This window comes from Allobosea sp. MMO-172, from assembly GCF_037147855.1.
GTDB lineage: Bacteria > Pseudomonadota > Alphaproteobacteria > Rhizobiales > Beijerinckiaceae > Allobosea.
The window spans coordinates 39,233-56,295 of record NZ_JBBCUM010000005.1 but is presented as its reverse complement, the minus strand read 5'-3'; the positions used below and the strand labels follow the sequence as shown (position 1 = coordinate 56,295).

The window sequence follows — 17,063 nt, the reverse complement described above, 5'->3', positions numbered from 1 at the left end:
GGAGGTCTGCCGGAGGAGACGGGCATGATCCACCAGTTGCGCATCTACGAGATCTTCGAGCGCAACAAGGCGGCCTTCCATGCCCGCTTCCGCGACCATGCCGCGCGCATCATGGCGCGCCATGGCTTCCACATCGCCGCCATGTGGGAGACCGCGAGCGCCGGGCGCACCGAGTTCGCCTATATCCTCGCCTGGCCCGATGCCGAGACCAAAGCCAAGGCCTGGGCCAGTTTCATGGCCGATCCCGAATGGATCGAGATCAAGCGTGTGACCTCACTGGAGCATGGCAGCCTCGTCGGTGCGATCGAAGATCGCCTGATGACGCCGACCACCTATTCGCCGTCGCTCGATTGACAAGGGCCGCGCCTGCGCGCTTTAAGCAGGGCATGATCAGCCTGCTCGCCTTCCTTCACGGCTATTACGCCCCGCTCTCATAGAGGCGGTGGCATTCCCATGTTCAACCGCCGCGCTGGCGGTTGAATTCAGGCAGATCACCCGGCATCGCGGCTCCCACCGGACCAGAGCGATGTCTTCAAAAATCAGAACCATCTCGACCATCGGCATCATGGGCTTCGGCGCCTTCGGGCGATTGATGGCCCGCCATCTCCAGCCGCATTTCGCCTTGCGCGTCTGCGACCCTGCCAACGCGCCCGCAGCCGATCCGAGCGGCAAGAGCCTTCAGCCGACGACAGCCGCCGAAGTCGCGTCTTGCGATCTCGTCATCCTCGCCGTACCCGTGCCGGCGATCCCCGAGGCGATAGCGGCCCTGCGCCCGCATCTGAAGGCCGGTGCCATCGTGCTCGATGTCGGCTCGGTCAAGATCGGCCCGGCCCGCGCCATGCAGGCGGCACTCCCCGACGATGTCGAGATCATCGGCACGCATCCGCTCTTCGGTCCGCAAAGCGCGCGCAAAGGGCTCGCTGGCCTGAAGATCGCGCTTTGCCCGATCCGCGGGAAAAGCACGCCGCGTATCGCCGCCTTCCTGCGCCATGTCCTGAAGCTGAAGGTGATCGTCACCACGGCAGACGCCCATGATCGAGAGGTTGCGATGGTGCAGGGCCTGACCCATCTCATCGCCAAAATCCTGGTCCGCATGGAGCCCCTGCCTCGGACGATGACCACGGCAAGCTTCGACCTCCTGATACAGGCAACCGAGATGGTCCGCTACGACGCGCCCAACGTCTTCATGGCGATCGAGCGCGCCAATCCCCATGCCAAGGCGGTGCGCGACCGGTTCTTTGCGCTCGCCGAGGAGATGCGGTTGTTCTTGGAGCACGGCCATGCCGAAGCGGCGCCGTCTCCCGCCCTGCCTCACAAGGTCGCAGAGGTCGCGCAGGCCTAGCCTTCGCGCCCCTCTCCTAAGAGAATACCGGAAACGCGAATGTTCCTGCGATGACAGATAATCCCCTGCTCTACCCGGGCGCTGCCCATCCTGACCTGCGCGAGCCGATGATCGCGGAGCTCGTCCGCACCTTCTATGCGCGGGCCCGGGAGGACAAGCTGATCGGCCCGATCTTCGCGGCCGCCGTCGAGGATTGGGACCACCATATTGGCAAGATCACCGATTTCTGGAGCGGCGTGATGCTGCGCACCGGCCGCTACGATGGCCGCCCGATGCGCCCGCATCTGATCCTGCCGCTGGAGGGCAAGCATTTCGACCGCTGGCTCGACCTGTTCGAGATCACGGCGCATGAGGTCTGCCCGCCCGATATCGCGCAGGCCTTCATTATCAGGGCGCGGCGCATCGCCGACAGCTTCGAGATGGCCCGTGCCAGCCAGCGCGGCGAATTCGCAGCGCCTAGGCATAGCTTGCGCTGATCAGGCCGCTCTGGCTTCACGGGTGAGAAAGGCCGCGATCTCTCCGCGATCGGCTCCCGCTTCGAGCGCGATCCGCTCGGCCAGCGCCGCAGCAGAGGGCCGCAGCGCGCCCAGCGGCCGGTCGAGCCAGTAGGAAACCGGATTCAGCGCCTCACGCTCGTCGACCCTGACGATCCGCCCCGCCGCCAGTTGCTCGCGCGCCAGCGGCGGACGCGCCAAGGCGATGCCGAGCCCATGCGCGGCGGCATCCAGCACGAGATTGTAGTCCTCGAAGCGCCGATCCTGCGGGCGCGGGCGGTAATCCAGTCCTTGCGCCGCGAACCAGGCCTTCCAGCCGGCGGCGTCCGAATCGTGGATCAGCGGCTGCGCGAGCAGGCGCTCCGGCGCCCCCTCCCCGATCGTCTCGGCAAGCTGCGGCGAGGCGATCGGGAAGCACCATTCCTCGAACAGCTGGAGCGAGAGCCGGTCCGGCGCGCCGCCGCGTCCGCAGCGTATCCCGAGATCGACGCCTTCCTCTTCAAAATCGACCTTGCGATGCTCGACCTGCAGCACGATCCGCAGCGACGGCGTTCCGGCCTCCAGCACGGCCAGTCGCGGCATCAGCCAGAGCGCGCAGACGGAAGGCGGCGCGCTGACCCGCACGACCGAAGCGCCGCGCACCTCGCGCCAGCGCTCGGAATTATCGGCGATCAGCGCGAAGGCTTCCTGCGTGCGCTGAAGCAGGCGCTGGCCTTCCGGCGTCAGCGAGACGCCGCGCGCCTGCCGCAGGAAGACGCGCAGGCCCAGCCAGTGCTCAAGCTTGGCGATCTGGCGGCTCACCGCGCCATGGGTCAGGTTCAGCGCCTCGGCAGCGGAGGAGAAGCTGCCCGTGCGGGCGGCAGCCTCAAAGGCGCGCAAGGTATCGAGCGGCGGCAGGTTCGAGCTGTGATCCATTCTCACAGCTCATGCGCGAATTGTTCGTTTGTCAATCAGCTCGCGGAGGCGCTTATCGGGAACAACTTCTTCCCGTCGAAGGAACGACATCATGTCCTCCTCAAGCTGCGCTTCTCCCGCCCTCGCCACCTCCGGCGCCCAGCGTCTCGATCCGACGCTGGTCTTCACCGTGACCTTCACGGTCATGGCCTGGGCCTCCTCCTTCCCGGCAATCCGCGCCGGGCTCGCCGGCTTCGGCCCGGCCGAAATGGCTGCGTTGCGTTTCGCGCTGGCCGGCGGCCCGGCTGCGCTCTTCCTCATCGCGACACGGGCGAAGCTGCCCGAGCACGGCGATATCTGGCGCTTCCTCGTCGGCGGCGTGATCTTCATCGCCGGCTATGCGCTGCTCTTGAATTTCGGCCAGCGCGTCGTGCCGGCGGGCCCGGCCGCCTTCATCATCAACACCAACCCGATCATGACCGCCGTGCTCGCCATGATGATCCTCGGCGAGCGCTTCAGCCTCACCGCCTGGCTCGGCACCGCGCTTTCCTTCGCCGGCATCGGGGTCATCGCACTCGGCAAGGGGCTCGATGTCGAGATCGGCGTCAGCGTGCTGCTGATCCTCGGCGCCGCTTTCTGCAACGCCATCACCACCGTGCTGCAGAAGCCGCTTTTCGCCCGCTACAAACCGCTCCATGTCGCCGCCTGGAACATGGCGGTCGGTGGTTTCGTGCTGCTGCCCTTCCTGCCTTCGGCGATCGGGCAGGCGCAGGCCGCCCCCGCCGTCTCCTTCTGGTCAGTGGTCTATCTCGCGGTGGTGCCGAGCCTGATCGCCTACGGCACCTGGGCGATCACGCTCTCGCGCCTGCCGGCCGCCCGCGCCTCGAACTTCCAGTACGCCGTGCCGCCCATGGCCATGCTGATCGGCTTCTTCTGGCTCGGCGAAATCCCCACCGTCTTCGGCCTGGTCGGCGGCACCATGGCGCTCGCCGGGGTGGTGGTGGTCAACCTGAAGCGCTGAAGCTGCTTGGCGCTGGAACCTCCACCGTCATCCCGGGCAAGCGGAGCGTAGCCCCGGGATCCATCGGAAGGCTCCGCGCTCTACGATGGATCCCGGATCGGCGCCGCTTCGCGGCTTGTCCGGGATGACGCTCGCGTGTCGGAAAACGGCGCGAATACTGCCTCAGCAGAGCGACCTCAAAAACCCCTCGCCTCCAGCGCCTTCTCGTCATCCGCGATATAGTCGCGGATGATCGGGACGGCGCTCTTGTGCTGGCCGAGCAGCAGCTGGAACACCATGTCGCCGCCGATATCGAAGGAGATCGAGCAGGCGCAGAGATAGAATTCCCACATCCGTGCGAAGCGCTCGCCCATCATCGCGACGACCTCTTCGCGCTTGGCCATGAAGCGCTCGCGCCAGGCCTCCAGCGTCCAGTGATAGTGCCGGCGCCAGAACTCGCAGTCGGACGCCCACAGGCCCGTCTGCTCCTGCGCCGCGAAGACCTCCGACAGCGCCGGCGCATAGCCGCCGGGGAAGATGTACTTGTCGAAGAACGGCCCGGTGAAGCCGGGCGGGCCGACTCGGCCGATGCAATGGACCAGCGCGATCCCGTCCGGGGTCAGCAGGTCGCGGATCCCCCCGAAATACTCGCCGTAATGCGCGACGCCGACATGCTCCATCATGCCGACTGAGACGACGCGGTCGAATTTGCCGCCGAGTTCGCGATAATCCTTGTTGATGAAGGTGACCGCATCGCCGACGCCGGCCGCCTCCGCCCGCTTCTGGGCCGCCGCCATCTGGTCCGGCGAGACGTTGAGCCCGGTCACCTTCGCGCCGCAGGCCTTGGCGAGGTAGATCGCAAGCTCACCCCAGCCCGAGCCGATATCGAGGACGCTCATGCCGGGCTCGATCTTCAACTTGGCGGCGAGGTGGCGGAGCTTCGCCTTCTGCGCGGCCTCCAGCCCGACCTCCGGACTGTGCCAGTACGCACAGGAATAGGTCATCGTCTCGTCGAGCCAGAGCCGATAGAAATCGGTCGGGATGTCGTAGTGATGCTTGACCTTCTTGCCGGCGACGCCGAGCGGATTGTGCATCCGCCAGCGCCGGATCCTGAAGCGCACCTTGCGGATCGCCTGCTGCAGCGGGTCCTTGCGCATTTCCCGGCGCTGCAGCCAGAACAGCGTCAGCAGGTCGTGGATCGTGCCTTCCTCGAAATCGATCCGCCCGTCCATGTAACCTTCGGCCAGGGCGAGCTCGGGGTTGAGGAAGAGCTCGCGCTCGACGCGGTTGTCGTGAAAGCGCACGGTGACGGCCGGAGCGGTCTTGGTGACACCGGCGAAGAGCAGCTCTGTCGGCCCGGCCCCGAAGACATGCCGCTTGCCGTCCGGTGTGATGACGGTCAGCCGTCCGTGGCGGATGAACCGCTTGAGCAATCGCGGCAGCAGCAGCATGGGCGCTCCTCGTCTCGATTCGCCAACTAAAGCGGAAACGCCACGGCCTCGAAACCCCCGGCTGTTGCAGAGCCACCCGGCTTGTGCGTAGTCATCGAGAGATTTCCGCAAACCCGAGGGTCGACCGAACACATGTCCTGGCGCGATTTCTGGAATGGCGAGCATTCGATCTACGTCTCGCCGCGCCATAAGGCCCTGCACTATCGCGCCATCGCGACCGACCTGATCGGCCATGTCCCGGCGGCCGATGCGGTCGTCCTCGATCATGGCTGCGGCGAGGCGCTGGACGCCGCCCGCGTCGCCGCCTCCTGCGGCAAGCTCTATCTCTGCGAGGCGGCCTCGACCGTGCGTGACAAGCTGCGCGCCCAGTTCGGCCGCAAGGGCAATATCGTCGTGGTCTCGCCGGAGGAGGTCGAAGCCCTGCCGCCGGCCTCGCTCGATCTCGTCGTCGCCAACTCGCTGCTGCAATACCTGTCGCGCGACGAGCTGAAGGCGTTGCTGGAAATCTGGCGCGACCGATTGAAGCCCGGCGGCGCGCTCATCCTCGCCGACGTCATCCCGCCCGATGTCAGCCCGCTGACCGATGCCTCGCAATTGCTCGCCTTCGCCTGGCGCGGCGGCTTCCTCATGGCGGCGCTCGGCGGGCTCGTCCGCACCGCCTTCTCCGACTATCGCAAGCTCCGCGCACAATACGGCCTCTCGACCTATACCGCCGAGGCGATCATCGCCCTGATCCGCGAGGCCGGCTTCGCCGATGTGCAGCGGCCCGGCAATTTCGGACACAACCCGCATCGCATGACGTTCAAGGCCATCAAGGCGACAGCATAGACGAAAGTAGAATAATCGGCGACAATTCGGCGCTCCGGCACCGATATTCCCTAACGGAAGTTCGCCATACGCCTTGATTTGGCGCTTCAGATATGGCTTTGACCGCGGCTTGCCGCCGCGAGATTGCCGTGCAGGACCAGTTCACCTGTCCCTATTGCGAAGCTGCGCTCAACAAGGGCGTGCTGTCCTGCCGCAGCTGCAGCCGGGACCTCACGCCCGTGCTGCCGCTGCTGCACCGTCTCGACGCGCTGGAGGAGCGCCTCGCCGCTCTCGAGAAGCAGCCGGAAGAAGGCCGCCCCGCGCCCGCCAGCCCACGGCTGCCCGAGCCTCCACCTGTCACCTTTGCCGATCTGGTGGAACCTCAGCGGGAAACGGCACCGGTCTCTTTCCCGGTCGCGCGACGCCGCTTCTGGGTGCTGCCCTTCGGCCTCGTGCTGCTGCTGCTCGCCTATTGCGCGGTCATCCTCTGGCTCGACCTGCCGCTCTGGACGCTGCGCCTCGCTTCGATCGCGATCCCGTTCTTCACCGGTTTGATCTATTTCGGCATCCGTCCGCGCCTGATCGCCTTCGATATCGGCGTCGCCATCTGCTTCGCGATTTTTTCCGTCGCGACCATGAACGCGTTGCTGGGCTGGCACGACAACATACCGCTCCTTCCGCAGGGGGCGGTCGCCTGGCGCGAGACCTCGTTCTACGCGCTGAGCATCGCCGCCTCGATGTTCTCGGGGATGTTGCTGCGCGTGACGCAGGCTGCGCTCGCCGCGCGCGGCCTCGTCTCGCTGCCGGAACTGCGGAAAGGGCTCCAGGCTGTCCACGGCAAGGTGCCGATGGAAACGCTGAAGACAATCGAAACCACCATCCTGATGGCCGGCACCGCCATTTCGGCAATCGCCGGCCTCATCGCTGCAATCCTTGGAGTGAAATAGGACGATGATGAAGTCTGTGCTCGCTCGGCACATGCTGCCTGCCGTTCTCGCCACCGCCGTCCTGCTGACGGCGGCGCAAGCTGCCGACCCGGTCCATCTCATCACGCGCGAGGAAGCCGGCATGCCGGCCGCGCCGAAAACCCCGGCCAGCACGCGCAACCTGACGCGAGGCCCCGGCATCGACACCTTGCCGACCCCGGACAAGGGCGTCGACGGCAAGCCCTTCCGCCTCAATGTGCGCTTCATGCCGGCGAACGGCGTGCCGGTCGATCCGGCCACCGTGCGCGTCTTCTACCGGCGCGACCCTCCGGTCGACATCACCCAGCGCATCAAGCAGTACATCACGCCCGGCGGCATCGACGCGCCCTCCGTCGTCGTGCCGAGCGGCAACCACATCATCGAGATCGAGGCCACCGACAAGGAAGGCCGGATCGGCCGCAGGCAGATCACGCTGACGGTCGCCCCGACCCCGTAAGGCAATCAGGCGTGACGCGCCCTGCGCGTCACGCTGCCCTGTCCGCGAAGCTGAAGAACTTGTGGCCGAGGAACGAGAACACCATCACCACGCCCGTGGTGACGAATTGCATCGGCAGATAGGGCAGCCCCGCCCGCGCCACGAAGAGATGCATCAGGATGCCGGTGAGCACGAAGCCGCCGGCAGCGATCAGGGCGAAGCGCCAGCCGGCCTGGGCGTGCGTCCGGGTCGCATCGAAGGTCATCCAGCGATTGAGCGCGTAGGAAACCAGCGCACCGACGATGAAGCCGGCGAGCGTCGCCGGCACGGGGTCGATCCGGCCGAGCTCGACCAGCCCGATCAGCACGCCGTAATGCGCGACCGCCGTCAGCCCGCCCGCGAAGACATAGGCGGCGAGCTGACGGAACTGACGCGGATAGCGGCGAAGCGGCATCCGCGTTTCCTAGAGGATGCCACAGGTTCACGGAAGCCCGTCAGCCCGCGTCGCTGCCGGCGAGATTGGCCGGCATGCCGCCGACCGGCATGTCGAGTCCCTGCTTCAGCGTATCGAGATGGTACTCGCGGATGCGTCCATTGGTCGGATCGCTGACGAAGGCGCTGCCGCCGATCACGGCGAGGCTCGGCGTCGGCGTCTTCGCGCCATAGGCGCAATCGAAGGCCGGAACCGCCTCGAAAGCCGCAAGCTCCTTCCAGGCCGGCGCGACCTCATAGATGCGCAACTTGCCGTCCGGCGTCAGGTTGGCGAGGCGGCTGCCATTGCCGCTGAGTTCGAACTGACAGGCGGCCTGCCCGCCCGGCACGGCGAGCACGTCCTCGATCTTCAGCGCTTTCGCTTCCGGATCGATCCGCAGCAGCGCGTCATAGGGAGCCTTCAAGCCGTAATTGCCGACGAGATGGCGCCCGCTCTCGCGCGATTTCAGCGCGCTGACGCGGCGCTCGTCGGGATAGCCGAGCTTGCGTCCGCTCCATGCCGTCGCCGCGCCCTTGCCGGCTTTGGACAGCACGAGCAGGCCACCGCCCTCGCCCTCGGCGCAGCCGAAGACATGGCGGCCACCGCGCGCCTCGGCCGAACCGTGGAAGAGCTTGCAGGACGCATCGGGCTTTCCGGCATCGTCGAACAGCGCGACGCGCTTCCAGTCCTTGCCCTCCGCGAGAACCTCGAAGCCGTTGGGGCGCGACGAAGCGCTGCGATCGTCACCCCTGGCATAGGCCGGGTTGGGGATCGACATCAGCCATTGCCGGTTGCCGAGTGGCACCGCGATGCCGTGCTGCGGCGCCGGGCTCGGCCAGACCGTGACGGCAGGCTTGCCCTTGCCGAGGCTGTCGATCGCGACCAGCACCGCTTTCGGCTCGCTCTTGCCCTCCCACGGGCGCAGGCCATCGAAGAACAGTGCAAGCTGGCCATGGCCGGAGAGCACATGCGCCGGCCGGTCTCCCTTCACCGCGAAGTCGAGCAGCTTCGGCGTCGCCTTGTCGAGATCGACATGATCGCCATGCGATTCGGCGATCAGGCCGGTATCGAGGATGCGTAGCGTGCCCGCCTCGTCCCCGGTCTTGACCACGACATAGCGCCCGCCCGAAACGCCGGCGAAGCCGGGGTTGGCTTTCGGCACATCGAAGCTGTGCGTGACCTCGCCGCTGTCGAGATCGAGGATGCGGACGGCCGGCTTCTCGTGATCGGCAAAGACGAGGCGCCCGCGCAGGGGCGCGTGGTCATGGGCGAAAGCCGCGGAGGCGAGCAGGCAGCCGGCAAGACCGGCGGCAGCGAAACGGAAGGACGGCACGGGAGGACTCCAAGGCAATAATGCAATACTATAACATTACATCATCATCTCGCGAACTCAACCCGCTTCCATGCTGCCGGTGGACAAGCCGCATGGCCCGGCAGGCGCCAAACGACACCTGCCGAACAGCGACCAACCGGATAACCTCAGGCCCTGACTTCGAACACCATGTTGAACGGCGTCTCGGTCGCTCGGCGGAAATGCTGGAAGCCGGCATCCATGGCGACCTTGCGCAGACGCATCTCGCCGGCCTGCGCGCCCAGCCCCAGCCCGACCTCCTGCGAGAGCGAGGCCGGCGTGCAGATCATCGTCGAGGCCCCGTAAAAGATCCGCCCGACCGGGTTCAGGTTGTCCTTGAGATGATCATGCGCGAAGGGCTCGACGATCATCCAGCTGCCATCCTCGGCCAGCGACTCGCGCACATGCTTTCCGGCGCCGACCGGATCGCCCATGTCGTGCAGGCAGTCGAACATCGTCACGAGGTCGTATTTCCGCTCCGGGAAATCCTTGGCCGAGGCGCGCTCGAAGACGATGCGGTCGCCGACGCCGGCCCTCTCCGCCGCCTCCCGCGCCCGCTCGATCGAGGGCCCGTGATAATCGAAGCCGTGGAAGCGCGATTGCGGATAGGCCTGCGCCATCAGGATGGTGGAGGAGCCGTGCCCGCAGCCGACATCGGCGACGGTCGCGCCCCGCTCCAGCTTGGCCTGGACGCCGTTCAGCGCCGGGATCCAGTCCGCCGTCAGATGCGCGTTGTAGCCCGGCCGGAAAAAGCGCTCCGTGCCGCGGAACAGGCATTTGCTGTGCTCGTGCCAGCCCAGCCCCGAGCCATTGCGGAAGGCCTCCTCGACCTTCGGCTCGTCGACCCACATCGATTGCACGATCTCGAAGGCACCGGCGAAGAAGGCCGGGCTGTCCTCCTCGGCGAAGGCCATGGCCTGCTCGGGCGAGAGGCTGAAGCTGTCGCTGCCCTCGTCATAATCGACATAGCCCGCCGAGGCCTGGCCCGCGAGCCATTCGCGCAGATAGCGCTCCTTGAGGCCGGTCTTCTCGGCCAGTTGCTGGGAGGTGACGGGCTTGCCGTCGGCCATCGCCTTGTAGAGGCCGAGCTGGTCGCCCAGCACGATCAGGGCGCCGGTGACGGAGGCACCGACGTCACCGACGAGACGTCCAACCAGGGCATCGAGTTTCTGAGGGTCGGCAGCACGCATGGCCATGCTCCTCGGGTTCGGGGCGTGGCCGGTGCCGTGTCGCGATCCGGCTCGACGCCATCGCGGAAGCATGAACGCTAGACCCGTGCGAGGGTCTGTCAACGTGACGAAGTCTGACCCTGAGCCTGTTCGGCACCCGCGAGCCATTCCGACCCCAGCCGCGGCAGGTTCGGGTCGCGCCGCGCCGTTTCGATGACGCTGTCGATCAGTCCCGGAAAGCGCTGGTTGAGTTCCTCGCGCCGGATGCTGAGATAGCGCGACGTGCCCTCCACCCGCATGCGGGTGATGCCGGCCTCGCGCAGCTTGGCGAAATGGTAGGATAAGAGCGAAGGCGAGGCGAAGGCGGTGAAATGGCTGCAGCGCGCCTTATCGACCTCGTTGACGTCGGAGAGCGCGACGAGGATGCCGAGCCGGATCGGATCGGCCAGCGCGCCGAACACGTCGGCAGGCGCGACATCCTCGATATCGGGGTGAAAAACCGGCTTCATGACCTCCGAGATAGGCGATGAAGCCGCCCCTGACAATATTCAACATTCATTGAAATTACCCTTGTGGTAATCGCCAGGCAGGTTTAATTCAACGATCATTGAATTTCGAACCCAGCTTTCGAAACAGCGATCATCCGCAAGGATTAATCCCATGGATACGCGCCTTCTCTCGCTTGCCGGCGGCGCCTTCGCCATCGGCACGGGCAGCCTGATCGTCACCGGCATCCTGCCCCATCTCGCTTCCGGCCTCGCCGTCTCCGTCGATACAGCCGGCCTCCTTATCTCGATCTTCGCGCTGGCCTATGCGATCGGCTCGCCGATCCTTTCCACCGTGCTCGGCGATGCCGATCGCAAGCTCGTCCTCGCCGGCGCGATCACCGTCTTCGGCCTCGCCAATCTCGGCGCCGCCTTCGCCACCGATTTCTGGATGGTTATGGCCGCGCGCATCGTCATGGCGCTCTCGGCCGGCGTCTTCATGCCGGCGGCCAATGCGGTTGCCGTCGCGGTCTCCGCTCCCGAGCGGCGCGGGCGCGCCATCGCGCTCGTCACCGGCGGCATGACCGTCTCGCTGATCCTGGGCATCCCGATCGGCACCGCCGTGGTCGGCTTCGGCGGCTGGCACCTCGCCTTCCTGATCGTGGCGGGCCTGAGCGCGCTCTCGCTGGCGGGCCTTCTGGTCAAGCTGCCCAAGGGCCTGCCGCACGGCACCAACACCTTGCGCGAGCGGCTGCAGGTCGCAGGCCGCGGCGACGTGCTGCTGGCGCTCGCCACCACCATGCTGTGGACCACCGGCGCCTTCGTTCTCTACACCTATATCGCGCCCTTCCTGACCAACCATGCCGGCATCACCGGTCCCTGGCTCGCCGCGACGCTGGTCGTCTCCGGTCTCGGCTCGGCCATCGGCAACCAGCTCGGCGGCATCGCCAGCGACCGCTTCGGCCCCGAGCGCTCGCTGAGCGTCGTGCTGTCGATCCTGGCGGCAGCGCTCTTCACCGCCTCGCTGATCGCGATCAGCCTGCCGCCGGCTCTGGCGATCTGGCCGATTCCTTTCGTGCTCTTCGTCTGGAGCGCCGCAGGCTGGGCCGGCCACCCCTCGCAGATGTCCCGACTGGCGGCGATGGCGCCGGACGCGACCGTGGTCGCGCTCTCACTCAACGCCTCCGCGCTCTATTTCGGCATCGCGGCGGGCGCGGCGCTCGGCCAGCAGGTGATGCGCCACGCCGGCACCTGGCCGCTCGGCTTCGTCGGCGCCGCCTGCGAGGTCGCGGCGCTCGCGGTGCTCGCATTCACGCTCTACCGCAAGCGCGCCGCCAAGCGCGTGCCGTCCCTCCCGGAAACGGCGGCGCCGGCCCGCAGCTGAGAGGAAGCGGCGCGGCTCAGGCCGCCTCCGCCCGCCGCCAGGCCGGGAACGGATCGGGCAGATCGCGATAGCGCTCCGGGTTGAAGCGCAGCGGCAAGGCATCGCCCACCAGGCAAAGGTCGAGCGCGGCGCGAATCGCCGCCTCGTCCAGCTCCGTACCGATGAAAACCAGTTCCTGCCGGCGGTCGCCCCAGACGGAGTGCCAGTTGCGGTTTAGGATCGCCTGCCATTCGGAATGGTCGGGCCAGCGCGAGCGTGGCACGGCCGCCCACCAGAAGCCCATCGCCTCGGTGCGGCAGATGCTGCCGGCAAGCGACATCTCGCCGACCCAGTCAGGCCGGGTCGCCAGCCAGAAATGCCCCTTGGCGCGGATCAGCCCCGGCCATGTCCGCCCCAGGAAAGCGTTGAACTTCTCGGGATGGAACGGCCGCCGTGTCCGGTAGACGAAGGAGGAAATGCCGTATTCCTCCGTCTCCGGCACATGGTCTTTGAAGCCGTAGAGCTCCTTGTGCCAAAGCGGATGTTCCTGCGCCTTCTCGTGGTCGAACAGACCGGTATCGAGCACGGCGTCGAGCGGCACCTTGCCGAAATCCGCCTCGACCTGCCGCGCGTCCGGGTTGAGCGCGCGCACGATCCTGCTGACGGCCTCGCGCTGTTCCGGCGAGGCGTCAGAGGTCTTGTTCAGCACCACCACATCGGCGAACTCGATCTGCTCCACCAGGAGGTCGACCAGCGTGCGCTCGTCGCCCTCCCCCGCCGTCTCGCCGCGCTCGCGCAGGAAATCACGCGAGCCGTAATCCCTGAGCAGGCTTGCGGCATCGACCACCGTCACCATCGTGTCGAGCCGGGCGACATCCGACAGCGAAAGCCCCGCCTCGTCGCGGAACTCGAAGGTCGCAGCGATCGGCAGAGGCTCGGCGATGCCCGTCCCCTCGATCAGCAGATAGTCGAACCGCCCTTCCTCCGCGAGGCGGCGCACCTCGGCCAGCAGGTCGTCGCGCAGCGTGCAACAGATGCAGCCATTGCTCATCTCGACCAGCTTCTCGTCGGTGCGCGAGAGCTTGCCGCCGCCCTCCCGCACCAGATCGGCGTCGATATTCACCTCGCTCATGTCGTTGACGATGACCGCGACCTTGCGGCCCTCGCGGTTGTTCAGGATGTGGTTGAGCAAGGTCGTCTTGCCGGCTCCGAGGAAGCCGGACAGGACGGTGACGGGCAAACGTGGCATGAAGCAACATCTTCTTGTGAAATGTTATAACATAACTCTCATAAGATACCCGTGCCTGGCAAGTGTCCTGACGAAGCCGTGCACATCTGGCCGTGCCGCTCCTTTTAGCTTCCCCCCGCGGCCTTCGCCGTCTATAGCGAGCGCCTAGCATTCATTCAGACGCTCGCCTCGCCTCCGCTCGCCCGATCGGACCGGCCTTGCGCGCGCCTGCCCAAGACCGGTCGAGATCATGCCCAAGCGCACAGACATCAAGTCCATCCTGATCATCGGCGCCGGCCCCATCATCATCGGACAGGCCTGCGAGTTCGACTATTCCGGCACCCAGGCCTGCAAGACGCTGAAGGCCGAGGGCTACCGCATCATCCTGGTCAACTCGAACCCGGCGACGATCATGACCGATCCGGACCTGGCCGACGCGACCTATGTCGAGCCGATCACGCCGGAGATCGTCGCCAAGATCATCGAGAAGGAGCGCCCCGACGCGCTGCTGCCGACGATGGGCGGTCAGACCGCGTTGAACTGCGCGCTCTCGCTCAACAAGAAGTCGATCGTCCAGCCCGATGGCAGCAAGATCAGCGTGCTGGAGAAGTTCGGCGTCGAGATGATCGGCGCCACCGCCGAGGCCATCGACAAGGCCGAGGATCGCGAGCTCTTCCGCGAGGCCATGACCAAGATCGGTCTCGACACGCCGCGCTCGCACCACATCAAGACGCTCGGCCAGGCGCTCGACGCGCTGGAGGATATCGGCCTGCCCGCCATCATCCGCCCGTCCTTCACCATGGGCGGCACCGGCGGCGGCATCGCCTACAACAAGGGCGAGTTCATCGACATCGTCGAGCGCGGCATCGACGCCTCCCCGACCAGCGAGGTCCTCATCGAGGAAAGCGTGCTGGGCTGGAAGGAATACGAGATGGAGGTGGTCCGCGATAAGAAGGACAACTGCATCATCGTCTGCTCGATCGAGAACTTCGATCCGATGGGCGTCCATACCGGTGATTCGATCACCGTCGCGCCGGCCCTGACGCTGACCGACAAGGAATACCAGATCATGCGCGACGCCTCGCTGGCGGTGCTGCGCGAGATCGGCGTCGAGACCGGCGGCTCGAACGTCCAGTTCGCGATCGACCCGGCCACCGGCCGGATGATCGTCATCGAGATGAACCCGCGCGTCTCGCGCTCGTCCGCTCTCGCTTCCAAGGCGACCGGCTTCCCCATCGCCAAGGTCGCGGCGCGGCTCGCTATCGGCTATACGCTCGACGAAATCGAGAACGACATCACCGGCGGCGCGACGCCTGCCTCCTTCGAGCCGACGATCGACTACGTCGTCACCAAGATCCCGCGCTTCGCCTTCGAGAAGTTCCCGGGCTCCGAGCCGACGCTGACCACCGCGATGAAGTCGGTCGGCGAGGCCATGGCCATCGGCCGCACCTTCCAGGAATCGCTGCAGAAGGCGCTGCGCTCGCTGGAGACCGGGCTCGACGGCCTCGACGAGATCGAGATCGAGGGCTTCGGCCAGGGCGACGACCGCAACGCCATCAAGGCCGCGATCTCGACGCCGACGCCGGACCGCATCCTCCATGTCGCCCAGGCCATGCGCGCCGGCTTCACGGACGGGGAGATCCACGAGAGCTGCAAGATCGATCCGTGGTTCCTCGCCCAGATGCGCGAGATCGTCGAGACCGAGGAGAAGGTCCGCAAGATCGGCCTGCCGACCACGCCCGGCGCCTTCCGCCAGATCAAGGCGATGGGCTTCTCGGACAAGCGCCTCGCCGCCGTTTCCGGCAAGACCGAGGCTGAAGTTCGCAAGGCGCGCCGCGCGCTGGAGGTCCGCCCGGTCTACAAGCGCATCGACACCTGCGCGGCCGAGTTCGCTTCGCCGACCGCCTATATGTATTCGAGCTACGCCATGCCCTTCGCCGGCAAGGCCGCGGACGAGGCCAACCCGTCCGACCGCAAGAAGGTCGTCATCCTCGGCGGTGGGCCGAACCGCATCGGCCAGGGCATCGAATTCGACTACTGCTGCTGCCATGCCTGCTACGCGCTGCGTGACGCCGGCTATGAGACCATCATGGTCAACTGCAACCCGGAGACGGTCTCGACCGACTACGACACCTCCGACCGGCTCTATTTCGAGCCGCTGACGGCCGAGGACGTGCTCGAGATTCTCGAGACCGAGAAGCAGAACGGCACGCTGATGGGCGTCATCGTCCAGTTCGGCGGCCAGACCCCGCTGAAACTGGCGAATGCGCTGGAAGAGGCCGGCATCCCGATCCTCGGCACCTCGCCCGACATGATCGACCTCGCCGAGGACCGCGACCGCTTCAAGCGCCTGCTCGACAAGCTGCACCTGAAGCAGCCGAAAAACGGCATCGCCTATTCGGTGGAGCAGGCCCGCATCATCGCCGGCGAGCTCGGCCTGCCCTTCGTCGTGCGCCCGTCCTATGTGCTCGGCGGCCGCGCCATGGCGATCATCCGCGACGAGATCCAGTTCGAGGATTACCTGCTCGGCACCTTGCCCTCGCTGATCCCCTCCGAGGTCAAGGCCAAGTACCCGAACGACAAGACCGGCCAGATCAACACGGTGCTCGGCAAGAACCCGCTGCTGTTCGACCGCTACCTGTCGGACGCCATCGAGGTCGATGTCGATTGCCTCTGCGACGGCAAGGACGTCTTCGTCGCCGGCATCATGGAGCATATCGAGGAAGCCGGCATCCATTCCGGCGATTCGGCCTGCTCGCTGCCGCCGCGCTCGCTCTCGCCTGAGACGCTGGCCGAACTGGAGCGCCAGACGAAGGCAATGGCGCTCGCGCTCGATGTCGGCGGCCTGATGAACGTCCAGTACGCCATCAAGGACGGCGAGATCTACGTGCTGGAGGTCAATCCGCGCGCCTCGCGCACGGTGCCCTTCGTTGCCAAGGTCATCGGCCAGCCCATCGCCAAGATCGCCGCCCGCGTCATGGCCGGCGAGCCGCTCGCCGGCTTCGGCCTGAAGCCCGCGAAGCTGGATCATGTCGGCGTCAAGGAAGCGGTCTTCCCCTTCGCGCGCTTCCCCGGCGTCGACGTGCTGCTCGGGCCGGAGATGCGCTCGACCGGCGAGGTCATCGGCCTCGACCGCTCCTTCGACACCGCCTTCGCCAAGAGCCAGCTCGGCGCGGGCTCGAAGGTGCCGGTCAAGGGTACGGTCTTCGTCTCGGTGCGCGACGAGGACAAGCCGCGCATCGTCCCGGCTGTCCGCATCCTCGCCGATCTCGGCTTCCGCATCCTCGCGACCGGCGGCACGCTGCGCCATCTGCAGGAGCAGGGCATCTCGGCCTCCAAGATCAACAAGGTCCTGGAAGGCCGGCCGCATGTCGTCGACGCGCTGAAGAACAGCGAGATCCAGCTGGTCTTCAACACCACCGAGGGGCCGCAAGCCCTGGCAGACTCCCGTGCACTCCGGCGCACGGCCCTCTTGCACAAGGTGCCCTATTATACCACCTTGGCGGGAGCGATCGCGGCGGCAGAGGGCATAAAGGCCTATTGCAGCGGCGATCTCGAAGTACGATCCTTGCAGTCGTATTTCGAACGCGCGGCCTGACCGGCCGC

16 protein-coding genes are annotated in these 17,063 nt (G+C 66.5%); 9 read left to right on the top strand and 7 right to left on the bottom strand.

Annotation, left to right across the window (positions count from 1 at the left end; translation table 11 throughout):
• Positions 1 to 24: 24 nt before the first annotated feature.
• The 3 genes from WFK61_RS09345 to WFK61_RS09335 all read left to right on the top strand — a co-directional run bounded on the left by WFK61_RS09345 (position 25) and on the right by WFK61_RS09335 (position 1,818).
• The gene (locus WFK61_RS09345) at positions 25 to 354 is read left to right on the top strand and encodes an NIPSNAP family protein (RefSeq protein ID WP_336811257.1); all 330 of its coding nucleotides are present in this window, start codon (positions 25 to 27) and stop codon (positions 352 to 354) included.
• Between the two features lie 172 nt (positions 355 to 526).
• Positions 527 to 1,342 carry a prephenate dehydrogenase gene (locus WFK61_RS09340; protein ID WP_336811256.1) on the top strand — a complete coding sequence of 272 codons (816 nt, stop codon included), beginning with the start codon at positions 527 to 529 and terminating at the stop codon, positions 1,340 to 1,342.
• Positions 1,343 to 1,392: 50 nt separating this feature from the next.
• On the top strand, positions 1,393 to 1,818 hold the full coding sequence (locus tag WFK61_RS09335; protein WP_336811255.1) for a group III truncated hemoglobin: 426 nt from the start codon (positions 1,393 to 1,395) through the stop codon (positions 1,816 to 1,818).
• Here WFK61_RS09335 and WFK61_RS09330 read toward each other — a convergent pair whose 3' ends face one another.
• On the bottom strand, positions 1,819 to 2,751 hold the full coding sequence (locus WFK61_RS09330; RefSeq protein ID WP_336811254.1) for a LysR family transcriptional regulator: 933 nt from the start codon (positions 2,749 to 2,751) through the stop codon (positions 1,819 to 1,821).
• Between the two features lie 91 nt (positions 2,752 to 2,842).
• On the opposite strand from WFK61_RS09330, the gene WFK61_RS09325 reads away from it, so the two are divergent.
• Positions 2,843 to 3,751 carry a DMT family transporter gene (locus WFK61_RS09325; protein WP_336811253.1) on the top strand — a complete coding sequence of 303 codons (909 nt, stop codon included), beginning with the start codon at positions 2,843 to 2,845 and terminating at the stop codon, positions 3,749 to 3,751.
• A gap of 176 nt (positions 3,752 to 3,927) precedes the next feature.
• Here WFK61_RS09325 and WFK61_RS09320 read toward each other — a convergent pair whose 3' ends face one another.
• Positions 3,928 to 5,181, bottom strand: a complete 1,254-nt coding sequence (locus WFK61_RS09320; protein ID WP_336811252.1) for a cyclopropane-fatty-acyl-phospholipid synthase family protein — start codon at positions 5,179 to 5,181, stop codon at positions 3,928 to 3,930.
• 132 nt (positions 5,182 to 5,313) lie between these two features.
• On the opposite strand from WFK61_RS09320, the gene WFK61_RS09315 reads away from it, so the two are divergent.
• The 3 genes from WFK61_RS09315 to WFK61_RS09305 all read left to right on the top strand — a co-directional run bounded on the left by WFK61_RS09315 (position 5,314) and on the right by WFK61_RS09305 (position 7,410).
• Complete coding sequence (locus WFK61_RS09315; RefSeq protein ID WP_336811251.1) at positions 5,314 to 6,009, top strand: class I SAM-dependent methyltransferase; 696 nt, start codon at positions 5,314 to 5,316, stop codon at positions 6,007 to 6,009.
• A 92-nt stretch (positions 6,010 to 6,101) separates the two neighbouring features.
• Positions 6,102 to 6,935 carry a hypothetical protein gene (locus WFK61_RS09310; RefSeq protein ID WP_336811250.1) on the top strand — a complete coding sequence of 278 codons (834 nt, stop codon included), beginning with the start codon at positions 6,102 to 6,104 and terminating at the stop codon, positions 6,933 to 6,935.
• A gap of 4 nt (positions 6,936 to 6,939) precedes the next feature.
• A complete protein-coding gene (locus tag WFK61_RS09305) occupies positions 6,940 to 7,410 on the top strand; it encodes a hypothetical protein (protein WP_336811249.1) in 471 nt (156 codons plus the stop codon).
• A gap of 28 nt (positions 7,411 to 7,438) precedes the next feature.
• Here WFK61_RS09305 and WFK61_RS09300 read toward each other — a convergent pair whose 3' ends face one another.
• From WFK61_RS09300 to WFK61_RS09285, 4 genes are all read right to left on the bottom strand, one after another.
• Positions 7,439 to 7,843 carry a GtrA family protein gene (locus tag WFK61_RS09300; RefSeq protein WP_336811248.1) on the bottom strand — a complete coding sequence of 135 codons (405 nt, stop codon included), beginning with the start codon at positions 7,841 to 7,843 and terminating at the stop codon, positions 7,439 to 7,441.
• 40 nt (positions 7,844 to 7,883) lie between these two features.
• The gene (locus WFK61_RS09295; protein ID WP_336811247.1) at positions 7,884 to 9,194 is read right to left on the bottom strand and encodes a hypothetical protein; all 1,311 of its coding nucleotides are present in this window, start codon (positions 9,192 to 9,194) and stop codon (positions 7,884 to 7,886) included.
• 146 nt (positions 9,195 to 9,340) lie between these two features.
• Positions 9,341 to 10,402, bottom strand: coding sequence for a class I SAM-dependent methyltransferase (locus WFK61_RS09290; RefSeq protein ID WP_336811246.1), 1,062 nt, complete (start codon positions 10,400 to 10,402; stop codon positions 9,341 to 9,343).
• A 98-nt stretch (positions 10,403 to 10,500) separates the two neighbouring features.
• Positions 10,501 to 10,890: an ArsR/SmtB family transcription factor gene (locus tag WFK61_RS09285; protein WP_336811245.1), complete on the bottom strand. Its 390-nt coding sequence runs from the start codon at positions 10,888 to 10,890 to the stop codon at positions 10,501 to 10,503.
• A 151-nt stretch (positions 10,891 to 11,041) separates the two neighbouring features.
• On the opposite strand from WFK61_RS09285, the gene WFK61_RS09280 reads away from it, so the two are divergent.
• Positions 11,042 to 12,250, top strand: a complete 1,209-nt coding sequence (locus WFK61_RS09280; RefSeq protein WP_336811244.1) for an MFS transporter — start codon at positions 11,042 to 11,044, stop codon at positions 12,248 to 12,250.
• Between the two features lie 16 nt (positions 12,251 to 12,266).
• On the opposite strand, the gene zigA is transcribed toward WFK61_RS09280, so the two are convergent.
• Positions 12,267 to 13,478 (bottom strand): zinc metallochaperone GTPase ZigA, encoded by a 1,212-nt coding sequence (gene zigA / locus WFK61_RS09275; protein WP_336811243.1) that lies wholly within the window; start codon positions 13,476 to 13,478, stop codon positions 12,267 to 12,269.
• A 229-nt stretch (positions 13,479 to 13,707) separates the two neighbouring features.
• Between zigA and carB the strand changes: the two genes are divergently transcribed.
• Positions 13,708 to 17,055, top strand: a complete 3,348-nt coding sequence (carB, locus tag WFK61_RS09270) for a carbamoyl-phosphate synthase large subunit (protein ID WP_336811242.1) — start codon at positions 13,708 to 13,710, stop codon at positions 17,053 to 17,055.
• Positions 17,056 to 17,063 lie beyond the last annotated feature (8 nt).